This window comes from Geodermatophilus sp. SYSU D01186, from assembly GCF_054050215.1.
Genome location: NZ_JBJGYW010000026.1, coordinates 1 through 23326 on the forward strand (window position 1 = coordinate 1; position 23326 = coordinate 23326).

The window sequence follows — 23326 nt, forward strand, 5'->3', positions numbered from 1 at the left end:
GCCGCCGGCCCGGGAGCAACCGGAGCCGGCGGCGCGGGCGGTCGACGGTGACGGCCGGGGACCTGGTGCGTCAGCTCCGTGCGCGGGCCGGTGCCGACACCCGCCGGGTCCTCGTCAGCGGCGGGCGCGGCCAGTCGCACCGGTTCCGGCCGGCAGGCGTGCCGCAGGTCCAGCGCGAACGCCGCAGCCGAGCCACGCTCGGCCGGGTCCTGGGACAGCCCGCGGGCGATGACGGCCACGAGCTCCGCGGGAGCTGCCGGTGCCAGCTCGGCGAGGTCGGGCAGCTGCCCCTCAGCGGCGACGCGCAGGGTGTCGGCCGGGGTGGCGGCGTTCCAGGGCGCCACCCCGGTGAGGGCGTGGAAGGCCGCGGCAGCCACCCCGAACACGTCGGAGGCGGGACCGGGCGCGCCGCCGCGGGCCACCGTGGGGTCGACGTAGGCGGGCGTCACCTCGGCCGCCGCGCTCTCGCCGAGCACCCGCGCCACCCCGAGGTCGGTGAGCACCGGGCGGCCTTCGGCGGTGAAGACGACGTTGCCCGGGGAGAGGTCACCGTGCACGACCCCTCGCTCGTGGGCGTGCGCCAGGGCGGCCGCCACCGGAGCGATCGCGGTGACCACCTCCCCCGGTCGGAGCCGGCCGCGACGGGCCAGGAGTGCGGCGAGGCTGCCCCCGGGCAGCAGGTCCAGCACGAGCGCCACCCGTGGCTGCCCACCCCGTCGTGGCTGGTGCACCACCTCCCGGAGCCCGACCAGGTGGGGGTGGTCGAGCTCCCCGAGCAGCGCCGCCTCACGTGCCTGGCGTTCGGGGTCACCGGCCACCAGCACCTTGACCGCGACGGGTGCCCCGCCGGACCGGGGCACCGCCCGCCACACCTCACCGGAGCTCCCCCGGCCCAGCAGCTGCTCGAGGCGGTACCCGGGCACCACGGGGGCGTCGGCGGATCCACGCGGGGCGGGAGGAGGTGTCGGCATGGCGGGCACCGTAGGTCGACGGGGCCCGGCCGTGCTCCCGTTGTCCACAGGCGGGGCCGTCGTCCACCGGTGCCGCCCCGGCCGCCCGTGCCGCCCCGCAGCGACCTAGGTTCGACAGGTCCCGTCCCCCACCCCGCGAGGAGCTGCCCGACCGTGCCCGCCTCCGCACCGACCATCCTGGCGACCAGCATGGGCTTCGCCTCCCGTGGCCGCGGCCCCTACGACTGGGCCCCCGGCCCGGTCTTCGACCTCGCGTTCGACCTCGCCGGGGCCGGCGAGCGGCCGAAGCTGTGTTACCTGGGCACTGCGACCGGCGACGACCCGGTGCGGGTCGCCGGCGTCTACGGCGCCTTCGCCGGCAGCGGTGTCCAGGTCAGCCACCTGAGCCTGTTCACGATGCCGACGGTGCCCGACGTGCGCGCCCACCTGCTCGCGCAGGACGTGGTCTGGGTCGGCGGCGGCAGCGTGGCCAACCTGCTCGCGGTGTGGCGGGTGCACGGGCTCGACGCGCTGTTCCGGGAGGTCTGGGAGGCCGGCGTCGTCCTGGGCGGGGTGTCGGCCGGGTCGCTGTGCTGGCACGTCGGCGGCACCACCGACTCCTTCGGTCCGGAGCTGCGCCCGGTGACCGACGGCCTCGCGTTGATCCCCACGTCGAACGGCGTGCACTACGACACCGAGGAGCAGCGGCGCCCGCTCTACCACCAGCTGGTCGCCGACGGCACGCTGCCCGGCGGGCACGCCACGGACGACGGCGTCGGGCTGGTCTACCGCGGGACCGAGCTGGTGGAGGCCGTCGCCGACCGGCCCGGCAAGGCCGCCTACCGGGTCGAGCGCGGCCCGGACGGCACCGCCGTCGAGACCCGGCTCGAGCCCCGGTGGCTGTGTTAGGACGGCCCTCCTGCAGGTCCCGCCCCGAGCGGGCGACGGGGTGGGGGGAGGAGGGCCCCTTCTCTAGGCTGGGCTCCGTGAGCGATCTGCAGGTTCTCCGGCTCGGCCTGGTCGACTACGAGGAGGCGTGGGCGCGGCAGCGCGAGCTCCACGCCCGCGTCGTGGAGGGCTCCGCACCCGACACGCTGCTGCTGCTGGAGCACCCGCCGGTCTACACCGCGGGCAAGCGGACCCAGCCGCACGAGCGGCCGTTCGACGGCACCCCGGTCATCGACGTCGACCGCGGCGGCAAGATCACCTGGCACGGCCCCGGGCAGCTGGTGGGGTACCCCATCGTCCGGCTGACCGATCCGGTGGACGTCGTGGCCCACGTCCGGCGGCTGGAGGCGGCGCTCATCGAGGTCTGTGCCGGACTGGGGCAGGCCACCGAGCGGGTCGAGGGGCGCAGCGGCGTCTGGGTGCGGGCCGACGAGCGAGGCCCGGACCGCAAGGTCGCCGCCATCGGCGTGCGGGTGGCCCGCGGCGTCACGATGCACGGGTTCGCGCTCAACTGCGACCCCGACATGGCGGCGTTCGCCAACATGATCCCGTGCGGCATCGTCGACGCCGGCGCCACGTCGCTGTCGGCGGAGCTGGGCCGCGACGTGCCCGTCGCCGAGGTGATCGACGCCGTGGAGGCCGCGATGCGGCGGGTGCTCACGCTGGTCCCCGCCACCTGACGGTGGCCGGGAGACCTGGCCGGCCCGGGAGGGCTCGGACCCTCGGCCCAGCACGGCCCGGGCCGCCCGGTCCTCCGCCCGGGCGGCCCGATCCTCAGCCCAGGACGAAGTTGACCAGCCGCCCGGGGACCGCCACGACGCGGCGCACGGTCCTGCCGTCCAGGTGGGCAGCGATCTTCTCGTCGGCGCGGGCGGCGGCCTCGAGCGCGGCGGCGTCGGCGTCGGCGGGCACCGTGACCTGCGACCGCACCTTGCCGTTCACCTGGACGGCGACCTGCACGCTGTCCTCGACCAGCCAGCGCTCGTCGGCGACCGGGAACGGCGTCCACGCCACCGAGTCGGTGTGGCCCAGCCGCGACCACAGCTCCTCGGCGATGTGCGGGGCCAGCGGCGCCACCAGCAGCACGAGCGGCTCGGCGACCGACCGCGGCACCGGCGAGGTCGCCCCGTAGACAGAGGTGAGGTGGTTGGTCAGCTCGGTGATCCGGGCGATGGCGATGTTGAACCGCAGCGTGGCCATGCCGTCGCGCACGCCGTCGATCGCCCGGTGCAGCGCCCGCAGCGTCTCCTCGGAGGGCTCGAGCCCGTCGGCGGCGCGGACCGCCCCGGTCTCCTCGTCGACCACGACGCGCCAGATCCGCTGCAGCAGCCGCTGCGAGCCGACGACCGCCTTGGTCTCCCACGGCCGGGACTGCTCCAGCGGGCCGGTGGACATCTCGTACACCCGGAACGTGTCGGCCCCGTAGGCGCCGATCATCTCGTCGGGCGTGACCATGTTCTTCAGGCTCTTGCCGATCTTCCCGTACTCACGGTTGACCGGCTTGCCCTCGTGGAGGAAGCGGCCGTCCTCCTCCACCACCTCGGCGGCCGGCACGTAGAAACCGCGCTCGTCGGTGTAGGCGTAGGCGGAGATGTAGCCCTGGTTGACCAGCCGGCGGAACGGCTCCTCGCTGGACACGTGCCCCAGGTCGTGCAGCACCTTGTGCCAGAAGCGGGCGTACAGCAGGTGCAGCACGGCGTGCTCGACCCCGCCGACGTACAGGTCCACGCCGCCGACGTCGCCCTCGCCGCGCGGGCCCAGCCAGTACCGCTCCAGCTCCGGGTCGACCATCCGCTCGTCGTCGCCCGGGTCCAGGTAGCGCAGGTAGTACCAGCAGGAGCCGGCCCAGTTGGGCATCGTGTTCGTCTCGCGGCGGTAGCGCCGCGGGCCGTCGCCCAGGTCCAGCTCGACCGTCGTCCACTCGGTGGCGCGCGACAGCGGCGGCTCGGGCGCGGAGTCGGCGTCGTCGTCGGCGAAGGTCTTCGGCGAGTAGTCGTCGACCTCGGGCAGCAGCACCGGCAGCATCGACTGCGGGACGGCGACGGGCAGGCCGTCCTCGTCGTACACGATCGGGAACGGCTCGCCCCAGTAGCGCTGCCGGCTGAACAGCCAGTCGCGCAACTTGTAGGTGGTCGTCGCCTCGCCGTGGCCGTGCTCGACCAGCCAGTCGGTGATCGTCGCGATCGCGGTGGCCTTGTCCAGGCCGTTCAGCGAGATCTCGTCGTTGGCGGAGTTGATCATCGGGCCGGAGCCGGTGTAGGCGCCGCCGTCGAAGTCCTCCGGCGGCTGCACCGTGCGGACCACCGGCAGCCCGAAGACCTCCGCGAACTCGAAGTCGCGGGCGTCCTCACCGGGCACCGCCATGATCGCGCCGGTGCCGTAGCCGGTCAGCACGTAGTCGGCGATGAACACCGGCAGCTCGCGGCCGTTCACCGGGTTGACGGCGGTGACACCCAGCCAGACGCCGGTCTTCTCGCGGCCGGCGTCCTGGCGGTCCAGCTCCGAGCGGCGGGACGCCTGGCGCTGGTAGGCCGCCACGGCCTCCGCGGGCGTCGCGGCGCCACCGGTCCAGCGGGGGTCCGTGCCGTCGGGCCACGCGGCGGCGGTCAGCTCGGAGACCAGCGGGTGCTCCGGGGCCAGCACCATGTAGGTGGCGCCGAACAGGGTGTCGGGCCGGGTGGTGAAGACCTCGATGGTCTCGTCCCCGCAGCTGAAGCCGATCCGGGCACCGGTCGACCGGCCGATCCAGTTGCGCTGCATCTGCTTGAGCGAGTCCGACCAGTCCAGCCGGTCCAGGTCGGTCAGCAGCCGCTCGGCGTAGGCGGTGATCCGCATCATCCACTGGGTCAGCGGACGCCGGAACACCGGGAAGTTGCCCCGCTCGGAGCGGCCGTCGGGCGTGACCTCCTCGTTGGACAGCACCGTGCCCAGCCCGGGGCACCAGTTGACCGGTGCCTGGTGCAGGTAGGCCAGCCGGTGGGCGTCGACGACCCGGCGCCGCTCGACCTCGTCCAGCTCGGCCCACGGGCGGCCGGTCTCGTTCGTCCCCGCGGCGGGCCGGCGCGTGCCGGCGTCCAGCTCGGCGACCAGCTCCTCGATCGGCCGGGCCCGGCCGCGGCCGCCGTCGGCGGACTCGTCGAACCAGGAGCCGAAGATCTGCAGGAAGATCCACTGGGTCCACTTGTAGTAACCCGGGTCGATCGTGGCGAAGCTGCGGCGGTCGTCGTGGTCGACACCCAGGCGGCGCAGCTGCGCCTTGATGGCCGCGATGTTGGCCTCGGTCGTGATCCGCGGGTGCTGCCCCGTCTGGACGGCGTACTGCTCGGCGGGCAGGCCGAAGGCGTCGTAGCCCATCGGGTGCAGCACGTTGTCGCCGTCCATCCGGCGGAACCGGCTGGTGACGTCCGTGCCCAGGTAGCCCAGGGGGTGGCCGACGTGCAGCCCGGCGCCCGAGGGGTACGGGAACATGTCCATCACGAAGAACTTGGGGCGGTCGGCGACCCGCTCGAAGCCCGCGGACAGCCGGCCGGTGGGGTTCGGGGTGTGGAACGTCCCCTCGGCCTCCCAGCGGTCCTGCCAGGCGAGCTCGATCCGCTGCGCCAGCGCCGGGGTGTACCGGTGCGGCGGGACGCCCTCACCGGCGGGGTCGGTCACAGGCTGGCTGGCCGTCTGGCTCATCGTTCGTGCTCCTGGAGGCTCGTACCGGCGGCGGACATGAAAAAACCCCTCGCACAGGAGGGGTCGCCGTGCTGACGCGGACGGTCAGGTCAGCACGGCCGGAGAAGGAGGAGCCGGCCGGTCACGGGGACGATCCTACCGCGCGCCCGCCGGCGGCCGGAGCCGTGCGCGGGGAGGACGGCCGGTCGCCGACCTCTTGGAGTGGCTGGACCGGCGCCCGCTGCGACGGTCGCCGGCCGAGCCGGCCCGTCCGCTCAGTCCAGCTCGCGCACCAGGACGTCGTGCAGGACGGTGTTGAGCTCGCCGGGCGCCAGGCGGATCCCCATCGAGTTCCCGTGGTACTCCCAGTAGGCGAAGCTCAGGTCGTTCTCCTCCAGCAGGTCCAGCATGTCGGCGACCCACCGGTCCCCGCCCTTGCCCGGCATCTCGAACGCCTGCCGGACGACGCCGAACTCCATCACCGACATGGGGACGCCGTGCTCGCGACCGAACTGCAGGTGCTCCTGCATCGCGTGCTCGAGGTAGGCGCGGTCGCGGCCGAGGAAGCCGTCCCCTGCCGCCCCCGGTGACCGGCCGTACACGTCCAGCCGGACCGTGGCCCCCGCCCCGCCCCCGCCGACGCCCTCGCCCCGCATCCAGCCCTGCACGCGGTAGCCGTTGCCCGGGGTGACGGGGAACAGGTGGCCGTCGTTGCTCCATCCCGCGACGTCGCTCCCGCTCGCGGGCGCGTCGGCCACCACCAGGCTCGCGCCGTCGTCCACCCCCGTGGTGCCCCGCTCGAAGCGCGAGACGGCGGCGCCGTCCCCGGTGCTCTCCCACGAGTACCAGTCCAGCGCGCTGTCGGGGTCGAGCGGGTCGGTGACCAGCTCGCGCAGGACCTCCCCGCCGGGACCGTGCTCGGTCACCGTGATCGCGTCGAAGGCGGCGGTGCCGGTCATCCCGCCGCCGGCGACGACCAGCGGCATGGCCGCGACCGCCGCGGGGTCGTCGACGGGCACCACGCCGCTGTCGTACACCGCCCAGTCGGTGGTGCCGGGGCGCAGCGGCGGTGTGGCGATCCCGCTGTCGGGCAGGAGCACCCGGTCGCCGGTGGGCAGGATCGTCTCGGGCTCGGGGTAGCCCCCGCCGTCCTGGATGGGGCCCTCGACCCAGGCGGCGTACTGGTGCGTGTAGTCGATGGGCTCGTAGAAGTGGAAGTCGTAGACGACGTTGTCGTCGTCCACGAGGAAGTGGGGGTCGAGCCCCGCGGTGCCGTAGCGCCCGTCCACGCCGTAGAGGGCGCCGACGACGAGCAGGTGGTTGCGGTCGACCTCACGGACGGCGGCGACCAGCTCCGCGGCCAGGTCGCGCCACTGCTGACCGTCGGCGTCGACCGTCACCGGCTCGTTGAGCAGGTCGTAGGCGGCGATCGTGGGCTCGTCGGCGTACCGGGCGGCGACGTCCCGCCACATCGCGACGTTGGCCGCCCTGACCTCGGGGTCGGTCCAGACGTCGAAGCTGACCGCGTCGCTGGTGGGGTCCAGCCAGAACCCGCCGATCGGGGTGTGCAGGTCGAGCACCAGCCGCAGACCGTGCTCGCGGGCCCACTCGACGTTGCGGTCCAGCCACTGGAAGAAGGCGTCGGGGTCCTCGGCGTACCAGTCGCCGTCGAAGGCGAAGCGGACGTCGGTGAAGCCCATCTCGGCGACCCGCGCGAGGTCCTCCTCCCCGTGGTGCTCCGAGGTGAGCAGGTCGGCCGCGGAGAGGTCGCGGTGGTAGTCGTTGGAGAAGTTGACGGCCTCCAGCCGCACCGGCTCGCCGTCGAGCACGAGGCGGCTGCCCTCGGCGCGCACGAAGTCCCCGGGCTGGGTGTCGCGCTCGCGCTCGCCGCTGCACGCGGCGGCCAGCAGCATCGGCACCACCATCAGGCGCAACCTGCGCCGGCCGGCGCGACGACGTCCGAGCGTGTCCTGCACGGGGGACCTCCGGGAGACGGCTGAGGGCACGATCGGACAACGGACGTCGTCGCCCGGTCGTGCCCCGGGTCACCCGTCAGGGGCTCGACCTCCACCTGAGGTCGGGCCTCCGCGCGTCAGTCGAGCTGGGGTGCGACCTCGGCGGCCACCAGGTCCAGGTGGTCGAGGTCGGCCAGGTCCAGCACCTGCAGGTAGACCCGCGAGGCCCCGGCCTGCGCGTACCGGCCGAGGGCGTCGACCACCTCGGCCGGGGTGCCCGCGGCCCCGTGCTCGCGGAGCTCGTCGACCTCACGGCCGATCGCGGCGGCCCGCCGGGCCAGCTCGGCCTCGTCCTTGCCGACGCACAGCACGAGCGCGGAGCTGAAGACCATGGACGACGGGTCGCGGCCGGCCTCCTCGCAGGCCTCCCGCACCCCGGCGAACAGCCGGGCGTTGTCCTCGACGGAGGCGAAGGGCACGTTGAACTCCCCGGCGTAGCGGGCCGCCAGCCGCGGGGTGCGGCGCTTCCCGCGGCCGCCGACCAGGACCGGGACGCCGCCGGCCTGCACCGGCTTGGGCAGGGCCGGCGACCCGGCCACCCGGTAGTGCTCGCCCGCGAAGTCGAACGTCTCCCCCGCCGGCGTCCCCCACAGCCCGGTGATGACGGCGAGCTGCTCCTCGTACCGGTCGAAGCGCTCGCCGAGCTCCGGGAACGGGATGCCGTAGGCCCGGTGCTCCTCCTCGTACCAGCCGGCGCCGATGCCGAGCTCCACCCGGCCGCCGCTCATCTGGTCGACCTGGGCCACCGAGATCGCCAGCGGGCCCGGCAGGCGGAAGGTCGCCGCGGTCATCAGCGTGCCCAGCCGGATGCGGCTGGTCTCGCGCGCCAGCCCGGCCAGGGTGACCCAGGCGTCGGTCGGTCCGGGCAGGCCGTCGCCCCCCATCGTGAGGTAGTGGTCGGACCGGAAGAAGGCGTCGAAGCCGGCCTCCTCGGTCCGCCGCGCGACGGCGAGCAGGTCGTCGTAGGTGGCGCCCTGCTGGGGCTCGGTGAAGATGCGTAGCTGCACCCGGCGACGCTATCCACGACGCTCCCGGGCCGCTGTCCGGAGATCCCTCCGGGGTGTGCCCGGAGCGGCGAGCGGGCAGGATGGGCCGCCGAGACGATCAACCCGGAGGTGCATCCCGTGTTCCGCAAGAAGACGCACGGCCAGATCATCGGCGAGGAGCTCCAGGAGGGCTTCAGCCACATCGGCACGGCGGTCGCGGAGGCCGGTCGGGCGGCGGCGGAACAGCTCGCACCGCGCGTCGAGGCCGCCCGCGAGGCGACCGGGCCGGCCCTGGAGGCGGCCAAGGTCGCCGTGGCACCGAAGGTGGCGGCCGCCGTGGCCGTCGCCGCCCCCGCCGTGGCCTCGGCCCGCGACGCCCTGTCCCCGCGGGTGGAGGCCGCCCGGGAGGCGCTCGGCCCGCGCGTGGAGGCCGCCCGCGAGGCGGCCGCGCCCCGTGTCGCGTCGGCCCTCACGGCCGCGCAGTTGGCAGCCAGCAGGGCCGCGTCCGACCTCGGACCGCGGGTGGAGGCGGCCCGCGAGGCGGCGCACAAGGCGCTCGAGCACGACGTCGTCCCCCGGCTGACCGCCGCCCAGGCCGCCACGCTGGCCTACGCCGCGCCGAAGGTGCTCGCCGCCCGTGAGGCGGTCAGCCCCGTGCTCGAGTCCACCCGCGAGTCGATCGCCGCCGGCCTCCACACCGCCCTGGAGGAGCTCGACGTCCGGCGGGAGGAGCTCACCGCCACCACCGCCAAGGCCAAGAAGCAGGCCGCAAAGCGGCGGCGGGCCCTCGAGAAGAAGGCGGCCAGGACGAGCAGGCAGGTCAAGCGGAAGATCGGGGTCGAGCCCGCGCCCCGCCGCTGGCCGTGGCTGCTCGCCGTCCTGGTGGTCGGCGCGGCGGCCTTCGCCGCCCTCCGCCGGCGCAAGGACGACGACCTGTGGACCCCCGCCCCCACCGGCGACGGGCCCGTGCCCAGCTACCGAGAGGACCCCGTGCCCAGTTCACCCAGCAACTCCGGCAAGACCGTCTCCACCGCCCAGGACACCCCTGGCGACGCCTCCCCGGAGGAGTCGGACATGGGGATGCGCGACGCGCAGCTGGTCGAGGGCGACGGTCCGGACCTGCCCACCGCACCCGAGGACACGCGGCCGGAGCCGTACACCTCCGGCGGTAACGCCCCGGACCCGAGCCCGACCGCCGGCCCGCGCGACCAGCAGCCCTGATCGCACCCCTCCACGCCGCCCCCGTCGCCGACGCGACGGGGGCGGCGCGCGTCGGGAGTACCGTGGCCGATCATGAGTGAGACGGTGGCCCCGACCCCCTCCTCGGACTCCCCGATCGCACCCTCCGGTCGCAAGCTGCTGCGCCTGGAGGTCCGCAACAGCCAGGTGCCGATCGAGCGCAAGCCCGAGTGGATCAAGACCCGGCTGAAGACCGGCCCCGAGTACACCGAGCTGAAGTCCCTGGTGCGCCGCGAGGGCCTGCACACCGTCTGCGAAGAGGCCGGCTGTCCCAACATCTACGAGTGCTGGGAAGACCGCGAGGCCACCTTCCTCATCGGCGGCGACCAGTGCACGCGGCGCTGCGACTTCTGCCAGATCGACACCGGCAAGCCCGCGGACTTCGACGCCGACGAGCCGCGCCGGGTGGCCGAGAGCGTCGCGACGATGCAGTTGAAGTACGCCACGGTCACCGGCGTCGCCCGCGACGACCTGCCCGACGGCGGTGCCTGGCTCTACGCCGAGACGGTCCGCCAGATCCACGCCGCCGTCCCGGGGTGCGGGGTCGAGCTGCTCATCCCCGACTTCAACGCCGACCCCAGCCAGCTGGCGGAGGTGTTCTCCTCCCGTCCCGAGGTGCTCGCGCACAACGTCGAGACCGTGCCGCGGATCTTCAAGCGGATCCGTCCCGGCTTCCGCTTCGAGCGGTCGCTGGCGGTGATCACGGCGGCCCGCGAGGCCGGGCTGGTCACCAAGTCCAACCTGATCCTGGGCATGGGCGAGGAGCCGCACGAGGTCGTCGAGACGATGCGGGCCCTGCACGAGGCCGGCTGCGACCTGCTGACCATCACCCAGTACCTGCGCCCCTCCCCGCGGCACCACCCGGTCATCCGGTGGGTCAAGCCCGACGAGTTCGTGGAGTTCCAGCGGACCGCCGAGGAGATCGGTTTCCCCGGCGTGCTCGCCGGGCCGCTGGTGCGCAGCTCCTACCGGGCCGGCCGGCTCTACCAGCAGGCCGTGGCGGCGCGGGGCCTGACCCCCTCCGTCTGAGGGAGTCCGGGCCGGTCCACCGGACCGGCCCGGTCGCGCCCCTATCCTGTGAGCATGGCGCGCAGCAAGTCTCCCGACTCCCCCGCACCGACCGGCAAGGCCGGGCGGGGCCCGACCGCCGCCCGCGGCCGGGGCGGGTCGACGGCCGCGGGGGCGAAGGCCGGCACGAAGCTGGACAAGAACGGGCAGCCGAAGGTCGGCCGGCTCAAGCGAGCCGGCAACCAGGCCCGCATGATCAAGCAGGCCTACTCGCTGACCCGCAAGAACGACCCGAAGCTCCCGTGGATCATGCTCATCGTCTTCGTGGCGGTGGCCGCGGTCGTGGAGCTGCTCGGCATCCTCTTCGGCTCGCCGTTCCTCTTCCTCCCCCTCGCGATTCTGCTCGGTGCGCTGGTCGCGCTCATCGTGTTCGGCCGCCGGGCCCAGGGCTCGGCGTACCGGCAGGTGGAGGGCCAGCCCGGCGCGGCGGCCTGGGTGCTCGAGGGCATGCGGGGCGACTGGCAGGTCTCCTCCGGCGTCGCGGGCACCACGCAGCTGGACGCCGTCCACCGGGTGCTCGGCCGCCCCGGGGTGGTCCTGGTCGGCGAGGGCGCGCCGTCCCGCGTCCGCCCGCTGCTCGCGCAGGAGAAGAAGAAGGTCGCCCGCATCTCCGGCGACGCCCCGATCTACGACATCCTCGTCGGCGACGAGGAGGGGCAGGTGCCGCTGCGCAAGCTCAGCGCCCACGTGATGAAGCTGCCGCGCAACCTCTCCGGCGCCGAGCTCAACGCGCTGCGCAAGCGGCTGGCCGCCCTCGGCGGCGCCCGGATGCCGGTCCCCGGCGGCCCGCTGCCCGGCGGCCGGCAGATGTCGGTGAGCCAGCGCCAGGTCCGCCGCCGCTAGGAGGACCCGACGAGAGCCCCCGTGCCGACCGGCGCGGGGGCTCTCGTGCGTTCCGGCCACGGCGACGGCACCCGGGACGGCACGTGGCCGCGGTGGAGGGAGTGCGGGGCCCGGGCACCGAAGGTCGTCGGGGCGCTCCTTAAAGACCGGCCGACTGAGCAGTTGACGTCGCCGACACGCGCCGGCACGCCGCGCCGCGCGACCCCTGGTGCCCACTCGTGAGCCGCGGCCGGCCGGACGTGCACGACACGGGCAGCGGCTCGACGGCGGCCGGGGACGGCACCCGGTCGCGGTGCGATCGAGGATCGCGGAGTGCTCAGTCGCGGACGACGGCGGTGCCGGTGAGCCGGTCGTGCAGGCCGCGACCGTCGGCGTCCACGACCAGCGCGGGCACCAGCAGCATGAGCAGCGCGGTGCGGACGACGGCCCGCCACGGCGCCAGGCGCGCCCCCGGCCGCGGGTGCGCCAGGCGCAGTCCGAACAGGCGCATGCCGGGCGTCTGGCCGAAGATGACGAGTGTCACCACGGTGACCAGGCCGAAGGACAGCAGGCTCCAGTTGCTCGGCAGGTCCGGCGCGGTGACCAGCCCCGCGACGAGCGCCGAGGCGAGGACGTCGACGACGAACGCGCCGGTGCGGCTGCTGAAGGTCGCCAGCGACCCGGGACCCTCAGCAGGCAGCCCCAGCGACGCCCCGCGGCGACGCTCCTGAGAGGGTGGCTGCACGTTCCCGACCATGACCGCCAGCGTAGGACCCGTCCTGCGACCGGCCCCCGCCACCGGCGCCCGGCGACACGCCCGCGCCGTTGTTACCGCTCTGAAACACCGGAGACACTGCGGGGCAACTCCGCGCTCGTAGTTTTCCGTTCGGCTGTCCGCCCACACCCGGAGGATCGATGTTCACCAGTCCCGACGAGGTCGCCGCCTACATCCGCGACAACGACGTCGAGTACGTCGACGTGCGTTTCTGCGACCTGCCCGGCGTCATGCAGCACTTCACCATCCCGGCGTCGACGTTCGGCGAGGACACCTTCACCGAGGGGCTCGGCTTCGACGGCTCCTCGATCCGCGGGTTCCAGGCGATCAACGAGTCGGACATGCTCCTGCTGCCCGACGCCAACAGCGCCTTCCTCGACCCGTTCCGCGTGCACAAGACGCTGAACGTCAACTTCTTCATCCACGACCCGATCACGCGTGAGGCCTACAGCCGGGACCCGCGCAACGTGGCGAAGAAGGCCGAGGCCTACCTGGCCAGCAGCGGCATCGCCGACACCGCCTACTTCGGGCCGGAGGCGGAGTTCTACATCTTCGACTCGATCCGGCACTCGACCGGCATCAACGAGGGCTACTACCACATCGACTCGATCGAGGGCTCCTGGAACTCCGGCGCCCTGACCGGCGAGAACGGCGGCCCCAACCTCGGCTACAAGACGCGCGCCAAGGGCGGCTACTTCCCGGTCGAGCCCTACGACCACTACAGCGACCTGCGGTCGACGATGATGACCAACCTGACCAACGCCGGCCTCGAGCTCGAGCGCGGTCACCACGAGGTCGGCACCGGCGGCCAGGCCGAGATCAACTACAAGTTCGACACGCTGCTGCGGTCGGCCGACAGCCTGATGCTGTTCAAGTACATCATCAAGAACACCGCCTGGGCGCACGGCAAGACCGCCACCTTCATGCCCAAGCCGCTCTACGGCGACAACGGCTCGGGCATGCACTGCCACCAGAGCCTCTGGAAGGACGGCGAGCCGCTCTTCCACGCCGAGACCGGCTACGCGGGCCTGTCCGACACCGCCCGCCACTACATCGGCGGTCTGCTGGCCCACGCTCCGTCGCTGCTGGCCTTCACCAACCCGACGGTCAACAGCTACCACCGCCTGGTGCCCGGCTACGAGGCCCCGATCAACCTGGTCTACTCGGCCCGCAACCGCTCGGCCTGCTGCCGCATCCCGATCTCCGGTGACAGCCCCAAGGCCAAGCGCATCGAGTTCCGCGTCCCCGACCCGTCGGCCAACCCCTACCTCGCCTTCTCGGCGATGCTCATGGCCGGCCTCGACGGCATCAAGAACAAGATCGAGCCGCCGGCTCCGGTCGACAAGGACCTCTACGAGCTGCCGCCCGAGGAGGCCCTGGGCATCGAGAAGGTGCCGGCCTCGCTGGACGCCGTCCTCGACGCGCTCGAGACCGACCACGAGTACCTGGTCGACGGCGGGGTGTTCACCCCCGACCTGATCGAGACGTGGGTCGAGTACAAGCGGGAGCACGAGATCGACCCGATCCGTCTCCGCCCGCACCCGCACGAGTTCGCGATGTACTACGACATCTGAGTCGGCCTGACCGCGGCCCCCGCCCTCGTCGTGAGGGCGGGGGCCGCGGTGCGTTCCGGACCGGCCGCGCGTGCCCGAGTGGGCAGTTGCGGCCGCCGACACGCGTGGGCACGCCGCCGGGAGCGACCACGACTGCCCACTCGGCCGCAGGGGCCGAGGGGCAGGACGCCGGTGCCGCAGGGGCCGAGGGGCAGGACGCCCGTGCCGTGGTCAGCCCAGGGGCAGGACGCCGGTGTCGCGGACGCCGGCGGACGCCGTCATGTGGTGCCGGCCCAGCGGCAGCATGAGCGGCCGCCCGGAGGTGGGGTCCACGATGACCCGGCTGTCGAGCCCGAACACCGCCCGGACGTTCTCCTCGGTGAGCACCGCCGCCGGGTCGCCCGCCACGTGCAGCCGCCCGTCGGCCAGCGCCACGAGGTGGTCGGCGTAGCGGGCGGCGAGGTTGAGGTCGTGCAGGACCATGACGATCGTCGTCCCGCGGGTGCGGTTGAGGTCGGTCAGCAGGTCGAGGACCTCCACCTGGTGTGCGACGTCGAGGAAGGTGGTCGGCTCGTCCAGCAGCAGCAGGTCGGTCTGCTGGGCGAGGGCCATCGCGATCCACACCCGCTGGCGCTGCCCGCCGGAGAGCTCGTCGACCGACCGGTCGGCCAGCTCGGTGGTCCGGGTCGCCTCCAGCGCCGTGGCCACCGCGGCATCGTCCTCCCGGCTCCACCGGGAGAAGACGCGCTGGTGCGGGTGGCGGCCGCGGCCGACGAGGTCGGCGACCGTGATGCCCTCCGGGGCGATCGGGGACTGCGGCAGCAGGCCCAGCGTGCGGGCCAGCTCCTTGGCGGGCAGGTGGTGCACCGCCCTGCCGTCGAGCAGGACCTGGCCGCCGCGGGGGCTGAGCAGCCGCGACATCGACCGCAGCAGCGTGGACTTGCCGCAGGCGTTGGCACCGACGATCGCGGTGATCCGGCCCGCCGGCACCGTGAGGTCGAGACCGTCGATGACCGTGCGCTCGCCGTAGCCGAGGACCAGCTCCTCGGCCGCCAGCGAGTGGTCCGTCGTCACAGCGAGCCTCCTACGCGGTTGGTGCGCACGATCAGGTAGACGAGGTAGGGCGCGCCGAGCACCCCGGTGACGACGCCGACCGGGAAGCGGGTGCCCAGGGCGAACTGGCCGACCAGGTCGGCGACCAGCACGAGCAGTGCCCCGACCAGGGCGGCGGGCACCAGCAGGGACCCGTTGGGCCCGACGATCCGTGCGGCGATCGGTCCGGCGAGGAACGACACGAAGGCGATCGGCCCGCACGCGGCGGTGGCGAAGGCGATCAGCCCGACCGCCGCGACGATCGCGACCAGGCGGGTGCGCTCGACGCGGACCCCCAGCGCCGAGGCGGTGTCGTCCCCCAGCTGCAGGGCGGAGAGCTCCCGCGTCTGCGTCAGCAGCACCGGACCGAGCACCACCAGGGCGACCACGGCAGGCACCGTCGACTCCCAGGTGCTGCCGTTGAGGCTCCCGGTGAGCCAGCGCACCGCCTCGGCGTGGTCCCACGCCCCGGCCTGGTCCAGGACGTAGGCGATGAAGCTCCTGGACATGGCGGCGACGCCGATGCCGATGAGGATCAACCGGGTGCCGGCGACCCCGTCCGTGAACGCCAGCACGTACACGAGCAGCGCCACCACGAGCGCGGCGACGATCGCGGTGACGGAGACGGCGGCCCCGCTCCAGCCGAGGAAGACGATCGCGAAGGCGGCCGCGGCGCTCGCCCCGGCACTGATGCCGATGACGTCCGGGCTGGCCAGCGGGTTGCGCAGCATCGTCTGGAAGGTGACGCCGGCGAGCCCGAAGCTCAGCCCGGCCACGACGGCGAGGACCGCCCGGGGGAGCCGCAGCCGGCCGACCGTGAAGGTGGCGCCCTGCACGTCCTGGCCCAGGACGACCCGGATCACGTCCCCGGGCGGGTAGAACGTCTGCCCGACCATCAGCGTGACGGCGAAGGCGACGACGGCGAGGACGGTCAGCACCGTGATCACGAGGTGCCGGCGGGAGGCGCGGCGGACCCGGCCGCGGGCGACGGCGTCGACGGCCGCGGCCGGGAGGAGCAGGCCCGCGGTCACAGCTCACGCACCTTCTGCCGGCGGACGACGGCGATGAAGAACGGGGCGCCGACCAGCGCGGTGATGATGCCGACGTCGATCTCGGCCGGGCGGGCCACGATGCGGCCGAGCACGTCGGTGGCGGTCAGCAGGCAGGCGCCGGCCAGCGCCGAGAACGGCAGCAGCCAGCGGTGGTCGACACCGACCAGCAGCCGGCACAGGTGCGGGACGACGAGCCCCACGAAGCCGATCGGGCCGGCGACCGCCGTGGCGGCGCCGCACAGCAGGACCGAGCCGAGGGCCGCGACCCCGCGGGCCACGGCGACGCGCTCCCCGAGGCCGGCCGCGAGCTCGTCGCCCAGGGCCAGGGAGTTGAGGCTGCGCGCCGAGAGCAGGCTGACGGCGAACCCCACCGCCAGGAAGGGCAGCACCGTGGCGATGCTGCCGGAGGTCGCGCCGCCGACCCCGCCGATCTCCCAGGACTGGACGCTCTCGGCGATGTCGCCGCGCGGCAGGGCGACGGCGGTGATGAAGGAGACGAGCGCCGCCGACGTGGCCGCGCCGGCCAGGGCGAGCTTCAGCGGGGTCGGCCCGCCGCGGCCGAGCGAGCCGACGGCGTAGACGAACACCGCCGCGAGCGCGGCGCCGGCGATCGCCGTCCAGATGATGCTGGTCGACGAGAACAACCCGAACCAGGCGAGGCCCACGACCACGGCGAGCGAGGCGCCCATGTTGATGCCGAGGACGCCCGGGTCGGCCAGCGGGTTGCGGGTGACGCCCTGCATGACGGCGCCGGAGAGCCCGAGCGCCGCGCCGACGAGGACCGCCAGCAGCGTGCGCGGGATGCGCTTGGTGACCGCGGCCTGGCCGATGTTGTCGGAGGACCCGCCGACGGCGGCCACGATGTCGGACCAGCCGACGTCCCGGGACCCGATCGTGACCGAGGCGGCCATCAGCAGGGCGAGGACCGCGACGACGGCCAGCAGCCAGAGGAACCGGACCGACCCCGGACGCCGCACGACGGCGGCGTCCGGGGCCGGAGCGGGGCGGAGCGTCGTCACGGGGCCTTGTCGGCTGCCTCGGCGAGCATCGTGACGTAGTCCTCGAGCACCCAGGAGATCGCCAGGGGGGTCGGGTTCGCCGCGGTGCCCAGCGGGGTGTCGGGCAGCAGGACGATCGCCCCGCTCTCCACCGCGGGGATCTGCGAGAGCAGCGGGTCGGCGTTCAGGGCGTCGACGAGGGCCTGGTCGCCGTAGGTGACGATGATGTCGACGTCGTCGAAGGCGTCGACCTGCTCGGCGCTGACCGTCCCGGAGAACTGCTCGCTGTCGGTGGACGCCGCCGTGACGCTCGACGGCGTCGACAGCCCGAGGTCCTCGAAGAAGGCGCTGCGCGTGTCGAACGGCGTGTAGAAGCTGACCTCGCTGAGGTCGGTCGTGTCGACGTGCGTCAAGAACATCGTCGACCTGCCCTCGAGCTGCGGGTGCCGGCCGACCGTGTCGGCGATCTCCTGCTCGATGTCCGCGACGAGCTGCTCGCCCTCCTCGGCCATGCCCATGCCCGCGGCGTTGACCTCGATGACCTCCCGCCACGGCGTCGCCCACGGGGCCTCGGGGAAGGCCACGACCGGGGCGATCTCGCTGAGGGTGTCGTAGTCCTCCTGGGTCAGCCCCGAGTAGGCGGCGAGGATGACGTCGGGGTCGGTGTCGGCGACGGCCTCGAAGTCGATGCCGTCGGTCTCGTCGAACAGCACCGGCGTCTCGGCGTCGAGCTCCTCGAGGCGCTCGGAGACCCAGGGCAGCAGGCCGTCGCCGTCGTCGTCCCCGAAGTTGGCCGCGGCCATGCCGACCGGGACGACACCGAGGGCCAGCGGCACCTCGTGGTTGGCCCAGTTGACCGTCGCGACGCGCTCGGGCTGCGACTCGATCGTCGTCGTCCCGAAGGCGTGCTCGATCGTCACGGGCGAGAAGTCGCCAGTGCCCGTGGCCTCCTCGCCGGACGATGCCGCCGACGACGAGCAGGCGGCCAGGCCGCCGGCCAGCAGGGTGGCTGTGGTCAGCGCGAGGAGGCGCGGTGCGGAGCGCATGGTGTCCTTCCAGGTCTGAGCAGCGCCGGAAGGGGCAGCGCCGCCGTGGTCCTGCTGTCGGCGACGGTGCACGGGACACCAGACCGATGGCGAGATGAGGTTTGCCTAACCGAACTTAGGGTGTCCTTGCCGCGCGTGACAACCACGAGGAGGTGACGACCCGGGCGGACCGGCGGCGGCCCATGGCGTGACCCGCGGGGCGGTCCGCGACAGACTGCCCTCCCGGGTGCCGCCACCCCGACCCCACCGGAAGGGACCAGCCATGACCAGCACCGACGTTCCCCGCGCCCGACAGCACTCCGTGGGCGACCTGCTGCACCGGACGACGCAGCGGTACCCCGGCAAGCTCGCGGTCGTCGCCGGGGAGCTGCGGGTGGACTACGCCGGGTTCGACGCCGCGGTGAACCGCGCGGCGCACGCGCTCGCCGACCGCGGCCTCGCCAAGGGCGACCGGCTGGCCCTGCTCAGCCACAACTGCTGGCAGTACGCGGTGCTGGCCTTCGCCACCGCCAAGCTCGGCGTCGTGCTCGTGCCGGTGAACTTCATGCTCGGCCCGGAGGAGATCGCCTACATCCTGCGGCACTCCGGCGCGAGCGGGCTGGTCACCGAGGACGCGCTGGCCGAGACGGCGGACAAGGCGCTGGCCGCGGCCGGCACGCAGGGCGGCGTCCGGGGCTGGATCGGCCTGTCGGGTACCGCGCCGGCGGCCGGCTGGGAGGACGTCGACGCGTGGTGGCGCAGCGGCGACGACAGCCCGCCCGAGGTGGCGGTCGCCGACGACGACCCGCTGCGGCTGATGTACACCTCCGGCACCGAGTCCCGGCCCAAGGGCGTGGTGCTCTCGTCGCGCTCGCTGATCAGCCAGTACGTCAGCTGCGCCATCGACGGCGGCATGAGCGCCGACGACGTCGAGGTGCACGCGCTGCCGATGTACCACTGCGCCCAGCTGGACTGCTTCTTCTCCGTCGACGTCTACCTCGGCGCCACCAGCGTCATCCTCCCCGGCCCCGACCCGGCGGCCCTGCTGGCGACCATCGCCCGGGAGCGGGTCACCAAGCTGTTCTGCCCGCCGACGGTGTGGATCTCCCTGCTGCGCCACCCCGACTTCGACTCCACCGACCTGTCCAGCCTGCGCAAGGGCTACTACGGCGCCTCCCCCATGCCGGTCGAGGTGCTGCGCGAGCTGCAGCGCCGACTGCCCGACGTGGCCCTGTGGAACTTCTACGGCCAGACCGAGATGAGCCCGCTGGCGACGATCCTGCGACCGCACGAGCAGCTGGAGCGCGCCGGATCGGCCGGCCGCGCCGCCCTCAACGTCGAGACCCGCCTCGTCGACGACTCCGGCAACCCGGTGCCGCCGGGCGAGGTCGGCGAGATCGTGCACCGCAGCCCGCACGCCGCACTGGGCTACCACAACGACCCGGAGAAGACCGCCGAGGCCTTCGCCGGCGGCTGGTTCCACTCCGGCGACCTCGGCGTCCTCACCGAGGACGGCTACCTGTCCGTCGTCGACCGCAAGAAGGACATGATCAAGACCGGCGGCGAGAACGTGGCCAGCCGCGAGATCGAGGAGGCCGTCTACGAGCTGGACGGCGTCGCCGAGGTCGCCGTCTTCGGGATCAGCCACCCGTACTGGGTCGAGGCCGTGACCGCCGTCGTCGTCCCGAAGCCCGGCGCGACCCTCACCGCCGACGACGTCCACGCCCACACCCGCGGGCGGCTGGCCGGCTACAAGCGCCCCAAGTACGTCGTCGTCGCCGACGCCCTGCCGAAGAACCCCAGCGGCAAGATCCTCAAGCGCGAGCTCCGCCAGCAGCACGCCGGCCTCGCGCAGGAGGAGCCCTCGGGCCCGGCCTGACCTCAGTCGAGGGGCGTGCGGCCCGGCTGCTCGCCGACCGGACGGGAGGTCTCAGGCCGACACGCTGCGGCAGACGGCCACCAGGTCGTCGCGGTGCGCGTCCAGCCAGGCCAGCCGGCTGTCCTCCAGGCGGATCTTGGCGTGGTCGTTGGCCGACAGCGGCTCCCCCGCGCCGACGCGGACGCGGCGTCCCAGGCCGCGCTTGAGCCGCTTGCCCTCCAACAGCAGCGGTACCGCCTCGGCCTCGGCGGGGGTGAGGCGTACCTGCTGTCCATAGCTGGTGAGCAGCGCCGCGACCCGGCTCAGGTCGAGGGCCACCTTGTGGTCGTGGTCCCCGAGCCGGGTGTACACCTTGCCGGCGTCGTGGACCGCCACGGCCAGGTCGAGCGCCCGGACGTCGGGGTGGGCGCTGTCGAAGTCCAGGACGCCCACCACCTGGTCCCCGGCGAAGACGAGGCTGCCGCGCCGCGCTCCGCCGTGCACGACCACCCGCGGCAGCTCCGGCAGCAGGGCGGTCAGCCGCCGGACCACCCGCTCGGCCCGGGCCCGCAGGCCCGCGTCCAGCCCCGGCTCGTCCAGCCGCCGGCGCAGCTCGGCGAGCACCGGCGGGTCGTCCACCTCCGCCGGGAGGTCGGCGACGATCCCGTGGTACCGCCCGACGGTCCGCCCGAGCGCCCGGAGGTGCGCCGGCGAGGTGTCGTCGAACGGCGTCCCCTCCACGCCCCTGGTCGTGATCCACAACCGCCCGGCGAGCTCGACGTGATCGAGGCCGGTGCGGGTGGGGACCACCTCGGGCGCGGGGAACCCCCTGTGCCGGAGCAGTCGCATCAGGCCCAGCTGCCCGGTCAGCTCGTCCCGGGACTTGGACCGGTAGGAGCGCCGGAGGTAGTGGACGCCGTCCCTGGCGACGACACGCAGGTGCTCGTTCTTGCCACCGGGGACGGGGCTGACCGTCCTCCAGCCACCCAGCGGCCAGAGGTCGGCGAGCTCCGCCAGCGGCAGGGCCTGACCGGCGCGGTCGAGCACCGGGTCGGTCAGCAGCGTCATGCCCCCGCCCGTCCCTCCACGACGCGGTCGAACTCGTCGCGGTAGAGCAGGAACTCGGCGTTCCCGCCGTCTCGCCAGTCGGCCTCACCGGTCTTGATCTTCCGGTCGAGGCTGTGCAGCACGTAGCGCGCCCAGTGGAAGCGCAGGTTCACCAGCGCGTCGTCGCCGCCCGCCGCGCGGTAGGCGTCGAGGAACGCCGCGCACGGCTCGTCGGCCCCGCCGACGTCGCCGGTGGCCGAGTGCACGCCCAGCCGCAGCCGGTGCAGGAACTCCGCCACGTCGCGGGCCGGGTCGGCCGGGGCGCTCCGGTCCAGGTCGATGACGGTCACGACGTCGTCGGTGAGGAAGACGTGGATCGGCCGGTACTGCCCGTGGCTCTGCGCCAGCACGCCGTCCACGGTGTCGCGGGTCAGCGCGTCGAGCCGTTCCAGCATGTCGAGGGCGACGTCGACGTAGCCGGGATGGTCGGCGGCGACCTTGGCCAGGCGCTTGGCGAGGCTGGTGAGCTCGCCCGTGACCAGGAGCGACTGCGGCGCACCCAGCCGCACGTCCGAGCCGTGCAGGTGCGCCAGCCAGGCCCCGGCGCGGGCGCAGGCCTCCGCGAGCGCCGGCCCGTCCGAGCCCAGGAGCTCCGACAGCGGCCGTCCGGGCGCCCCCCGGCACAGCAGGACCTTCTCCCCCTCGTACCAGGCCAGCGGCTCGACGGCCTGGAACGGCGAGCCGGCCCCCAGCCCGGCCGCGCGCAGGGCCTGCAGCTTGGCGTGCACGGCCGGGCCGTCGTCGAAGGGGAACAGCTTGGCGAACACCGGCGCGCCGCCGTCCAGCTCGACCTGCACGGTCGCGGCGCCGCTGCCGTCGAGCTGGATGACCTTCGTCGTCCACGTGCCGCCGGTGGCCGGAGCACCCAGGTACGGGCGGACGTACCGGTCGAGGAACTCCGGGGTACAGACCCACTCGGCCCGACCGACCTGGTGCTCCTTCACCCGCCGGCTCTGCGTGCGGCTCTCGGTGCGGTTCATGCGGCGTCCTCGGTCAGGGGGAAGGGGTTGTCGGCGAGCCAGCGCACCCGGGCGCACTCGCGCTCCAGGACCTGCGCGAACTTGACGGCGTCCTTGGCCTGCTGGGCGACCATCGCCTGCTTGGTCAGCAGGTTGTCGCACTTCTTGACGATCTTGACCAGCCGCTGGGCCCGGAAGACCTCCGGCATGGCGGTCAGGTCGGCATCCGCCAGGGGGGCCTGGCCGCGGTAGTGGGACAGGAACAGCCGGCACCGGTCCGGGTCGATGCCGACGCCGGAGCGGCGGATCGGACCCGCGCGGCAGAAGGCCTTGAGCGCGTACGCCAGGTCCAGGCCCAGCAGGTCCAGGCCGGCGCGGTCGAAGTCCAGCACCGCGGTGAGCCCGTCGTCGTCGAGCAGCACCGCGGACTGGCCGAAGGAACCGTGCGCCACCAGAGACGTCAGCTCCTCCTGCCGCTCCCCCAGCTCGACGTTCAGCAGCTCCATCTGCTCGGCCATGAACCGGGCGTCCTCCCGCAGGGCCGCACCGGCCTCGGGCGCGAGCAGTGGCGCGACCACCTCCACGGCGGCGTACAGGTTCTCCTGCCCCTGCTGCCCGAGCGAGGCCAGCGCGGAGGAGCGCTCTCGTTCCGAGAAGGTCAGCTCGGACACGATGGCGTGGTAGCGACCCAGACCACGTGCCACCGCCACCAGGTGGGCGGGGTCGGCGGGGTCGTAGCCGCGGCCGGGCATCAGCCGCATGACCATGTGCAGCACGCCGTCGACCTGCACCAGGATCGCGCCGTCCCGGGTGCGGACCACCGGCGGCGCGGGGTAGCCGTGGCCCCGCAGGTGGTCGATGAGCGCGCACTCGAACTCCGCTCCCGCCACGGTCTTCAGGTTGTGGGAGCGGCGCAGCACGACCTCACCGGCGTCGGTGCTGACGAACCAGCTGATGTTCGAGGCGCCCTTGTCGGTGCGCCGCCACGAGCGCCAGCGACCCAGGTCGTAGACGTCCTGGAGCACGGCGACCAGGGCGCGCTCGTCCACCTCCTCCACCGGCAGCCGTCCCCCCTGCCGCGGCACGGAGCTGCGCAGCAGCAGCCGGTCGTCCGGGGCGGGCGCCGGCTCGGTGACGTCGGAGATCGCGGCGAGGACCTGGTCGACGGACCCGGTGGTGACCACCGCCGGGGGCGGGTCGGTGCTGGCCTGTGTCATCGGAG

At 73.8% G+C, this 23326-nt stretch carries 19 protein-coding genes; 7 read left to right on the forward strand and 12 right to left on the reverse strand.

Annotation, left to right across the window (positions count from 1 at the left end; genetic code table 11):
* Positions 1-971 (reverse strand): serine/threonine-protein kinase (locus tag ACI784_RS18010; RefSeq protein ID WP_457014389.1); only part of this gene is annotated, 971 nt, incomplete at its 3' end.
* 153 nt (positions 972-1124) lie between these two features.
* Here ACI784_RS18010 and ACI784_RS18015 point away from each other — a divergent pair.
* Positions 1125-1859: a Type 1 glutamine amidotransferase-like domain-containing protein gene (locus tag ACI784_RS18015; protein WP_457014390.1), complete on the forward strand. Its 735-nt coding sequence runs from the start codon at positions 1125-1127 to the stop codon at positions 1857-1859.
* Between the two features lie 77 nt (positions 1860-1936).
* Positions 1937-2578: a lipoyl(octanoyl) transferase LipB gene (gene lipB, locus ACI784_RS18020; protein ID WP_456925705.1), complete on the forward strand. Its 642-nt coding sequence runs from the start codon at positions 1937-1939 to the stop codon at positions 2576-2578.
* A gap of 94 nt (positions 2579-2672) precedes the next feature.
* On the opposite strand, the gene leuS is transcribed toward lipB, so the two are convergent.
* The 3 genes from leuS to ACI784_RS18035 form a co-directional block, all read right to left on the reverse strand.
* A complete protein-coding gene (leuS, locus tag ACI784_RS18025; RefSeq protein WP_457014391.1) occupies positions 2673-5576 on the reverse strand; it encodes a leucine--tRNA ligase in 2904 nt (967 codons plus the stop codon).
* Positions 5577-5830: 254 nt separating this feature from the next.
* Positions 5831-7480 (reverse strand): glycoside hydrolase family 5 protein, encoded by a 1650-nt coding sequence (locus ACI784_RS18030; protein ID WP_457014392.1) that lies wholly within the window; start codon positions 7478-7480, stop codon positions 5831-5833.
* Between the two features lie 167 nt (positions 7481-7647).
* A complete protein-coding gene (locus tag ACI784_RS18035) occupies positions 7648-8577 on the reverse strand; it encodes an LLM class F420-dependent oxidoreductase (RefSeq protein ID WP_457014393.1) in 930 nt (309 codons plus the stop codon).
* A gap of 117 nt (positions 8578-8694) precedes the next feature.
* Here ACI784_RS18035 and ACI784_RS18040 point away from each other — a divergent pair, with 117 nt between their 5' ends.
* The 3 genes from ACI784_RS18040 to ACI784_RS18050 all read left to right on the forward strand — a co-directional run bounded on the left by ACI784_RS18040 (position 8695) and on the right by ACI784_RS18050 (position 11706).
* Positions 8695-9777, forward strand: coding sequence for a hypothetical protein (locus ACI784_RS18040; RefSeq protein WP_457014394.1), 1083 nt, complete (start codon positions 8695-8697; stop codon positions 9775-9777).
* A 72-nt stretch (positions 9778-9849) separates the two neighbouring features.
* Positions 9850-10824 (forward strand): lipoyl synthase, encoded by a 975-nt coding sequence (gene lipA / locus ACI784_RS18045; protein ID WP_457014395.1) that lies wholly within the window; start codon positions 9850-9852, stop codon positions 10822-10824.
* 54 nt (positions 10825-10878) lie between these two features.
* The gene (locus ACI784_RS18050; protein ID WP_456925697.1) at positions 10879-11706 is read left to right on the forward strand and encodes a DUF4191 domain-containing protein; all 828 of its coding nucleotides are present in this window, start codon (positions 10879-10881) and stop codon (positions 11704-11706) included.
* Between the two features lie 316 nt (positions 11707-12022).
* On the opposite strand, the gene ACI784_RS18055 is transcribed toward ACI784_RS18050, so the two are convergent.
* Positions 12023-12442 (reverse strand): RDD family protein, encoded by a 420-nt coding sequence (locus tag ACI784_RS18055; protein WP_457014396.1) that lies wholly within the window; start codon positions 12440-12442, stop codon positions 12023-12025.
* A 158-nt stretch (positions 12443-12600) separates the two neighbouring features.
* Between ACI784_RS18055 and glnA the strand changes: the two genes are divergently transcribed.
* Positions 12601-14034 carry a type I glutamate--ammonia ligase gene (gene glnA / locus ACI784_RS18060; protein ID WP_456925695.1) on the forward strand — a complete coding sequence of 478 codons (1434 nt, stop codon included), beginning with the start codon at positions 12601-12603 and terminating at the stop codon, positions 14032-14034.
* A 210-nt stretch (positions 14035-14244) separates the two neighbouring features.
* On the opposite strand, the gene ACI784_RS18065 is transcribed toward glnA, so the two are convergent.
* The 4 genes from ACI784_RS18065 to ACI784_RS18080 are packed head-to-tail and all read right to left on the reverse strand — an operon-like array spanning position 14245 to position 18201.
* Positions 14245-15087, reverse strand: coding sequence for an ABC transporter ATP-binding protein (locus ACI784_RS18065; protein WP_457014397.1), 843 nt, complete (start codon positions 15085-15087; stop codon positions 14245-14247).
* Positions 15084-16136 carry a FecCD family ABC transporter permease gene (locus ACI784_RS18070; protein WP_457014398.1) on the reverse strand — a complete coding sequence of 351 codons (1053 nt, stop codon included), beginning with the start codon at positions 16134-16136 and terminating at the stop codon, positions 15084-15086. Before ACI784_RS18070 ends, ACI784_RS18065 begins: the two co-directional genes overlap by 4 nt.
* Complete coding sequence (locus ACI784_RS18075; protein WP_457014399.1) at positions 16133-17176, reverse strand: FecCD family ABC transporter permease; 1044 nt, start codon at positions 17174-17176, stop codon at positions 16133-16135. The genes ACI784_RS18070 and ACI784_RS18075 overlap by 4 nt, the downstream gene beginning before the upstream one ends.
* The gene (locus ACI784_RS18080) at positions 17173-18201 is read right to left on the reverse strand and encodes an iron-siderophore ABC transporter substrate-binding protein (RefSeq protein WP_457014400.1); all 1029 of its coding nucleotides are present in this window, start codon (positions 18199-18201) and stop codon (positions 17173-17175) included. The genes ACI784_RS18075 and ACI784_RS18080 overlap by 4 nt, the downstream gene beginning before the upstream one ends.
* Positions 18202-18463: 262 nt before the next feature.
* On the opposite strand from ACI784_RS18080, the gene ACI784_RS18085 reads away from it, so the two are divergent.
* The gene (locus tag ACI784_RS18085; protein WP_457014401.1) at positions 18464-20059 is read left to right on the forward strand and encodes an acyl-CoA synthetase; all 1596 of its coding nucleotides are present in this window, start codon (positions 18464-18466) and stop codon (positions 20057-20059) included.
* Positions 20060-20110: 51 nt separating this feature from the next.
* Here ACI784_RS18085 and ACI784_RS18090 read toward each other — a convergent pair whose 3' ends face one another.
* From ACI784_RS18090 to ACI784_RS18100, 3 genes are read right to left on the reverse strand one after another with little or no spacing between them, the layout of a single operon-like run.
* Complete coding sequence (locus tag ACI784_RS18090; RefSeq protein WP_457014402.1) at positions 20111-21106, reverse strand: phosphotransferase enzyme family protein; 996 nt, start codon at positions 21104-21106, stop codon at positions 20111-20113.
* Positions 21103-22125 (reverse strand): phosphotransferase family protein, encoded by a 1023-nt coding sequence (locus ACI784_RS18095; protein WP_457014403.1) that lies wholly within the window; start codon positions 22123-22125, stop codon positions 21103-21105. The genes ACI784_RS18090 and ACI784_RS18095 overlap by 4 nt, the downstream gene beginning before the upstream one ends.
* Positions 22122-23321 (reverse strand): phosphotransferase, encoded by a 1200-nt coding sequence (locus ACI784_RS18100; RefSeq protein WP_457014404.1) that lies wholly within the window; start codon positions 23319-23321, stop codon positions 22122-22124. Before ACI784_RS18100 ends, ACI784_RS18095 begins: the two co-directional genes overlap by 4 nt.
* Positions 23322-23326 lie beyond the last annotated feature (5 nt).

Coding starts and splice junctions, on each gene's coding strand:
- leuS (WP_457014391.1), bottom strand. CDS start 5,576: ATGAGCCAGACGGCCAGCCAGCCTGTGACCGACCCCGCCGGTGAGGGC.
- ACI784_RS18055 (WP_457014396.1), bottom strand. CDS start 12,442: ATGGTCGGGAACGTGCAGCCACCCTCTCAGGAGCGTCGCCGCGGGGCG.
- ACI784_RS18080 (WP_457014400.1), bottom strand. CDS start 18,201: ATGCGCTCCGCACCGCGCCTCCTCGCGCTGACCACAGCCACCCTGCTG.
- glnA (WP_456925695.1), top strand. CDS start 12,601: ATGTTCACCAGTCCCGACGAGGTCGCCGCCTACATCCGCGACAACGAC.
- ACI784_RS18085 (WP_457014401.1), top strand. CDS start 18,464: ATGACCAGCACCGACGTTCCCCGCGCCCGACAGCACTCCGTGGGCGAC.
- ACI784_RS18030 (WP_457014392.1), bottom strand. CDS start 7,480: ATGGTGGTGCCGATGCTGCTGGCCGCCGCGTGCAGCGGCGAGCGCGAG.
- ACI784_RS18095 (WP_457014403.1), bottom strand. CDS start 22,125: ATGAACCGCACCGAGAGCCGCACGCAGAGCCGGCGGGTGAAGGAGCAC.
- lipA (WP_457014395.1), top strand. CDS start 9,850: ATGAGTGAGACGGTGGCCCCGACCCCCTCCTCGGACTCCCCGATCGCA.
- ACI784_RS18100 (WP_457014404.1), bottom strand. CDS start 23,321: ATGACACAGGCCAGCACCGACCCGCCCCCGGCGGTGGTCACCACCGGG.
- ACI784_RS18090 (WP_457014402.1), bottom strand. CDS start 21,106: ATGACGCTGCTGACCGACCCGGTGCTCGACCGCGCCGGTCAGGCCCTG.
- ACI784_RS18050 (WP_456925697.1), top strand. CDS start 10,879: ATGGCGCGCAGCAAGTCTCCCGACTCCCCCGCACCGACCGGCAAGGCC.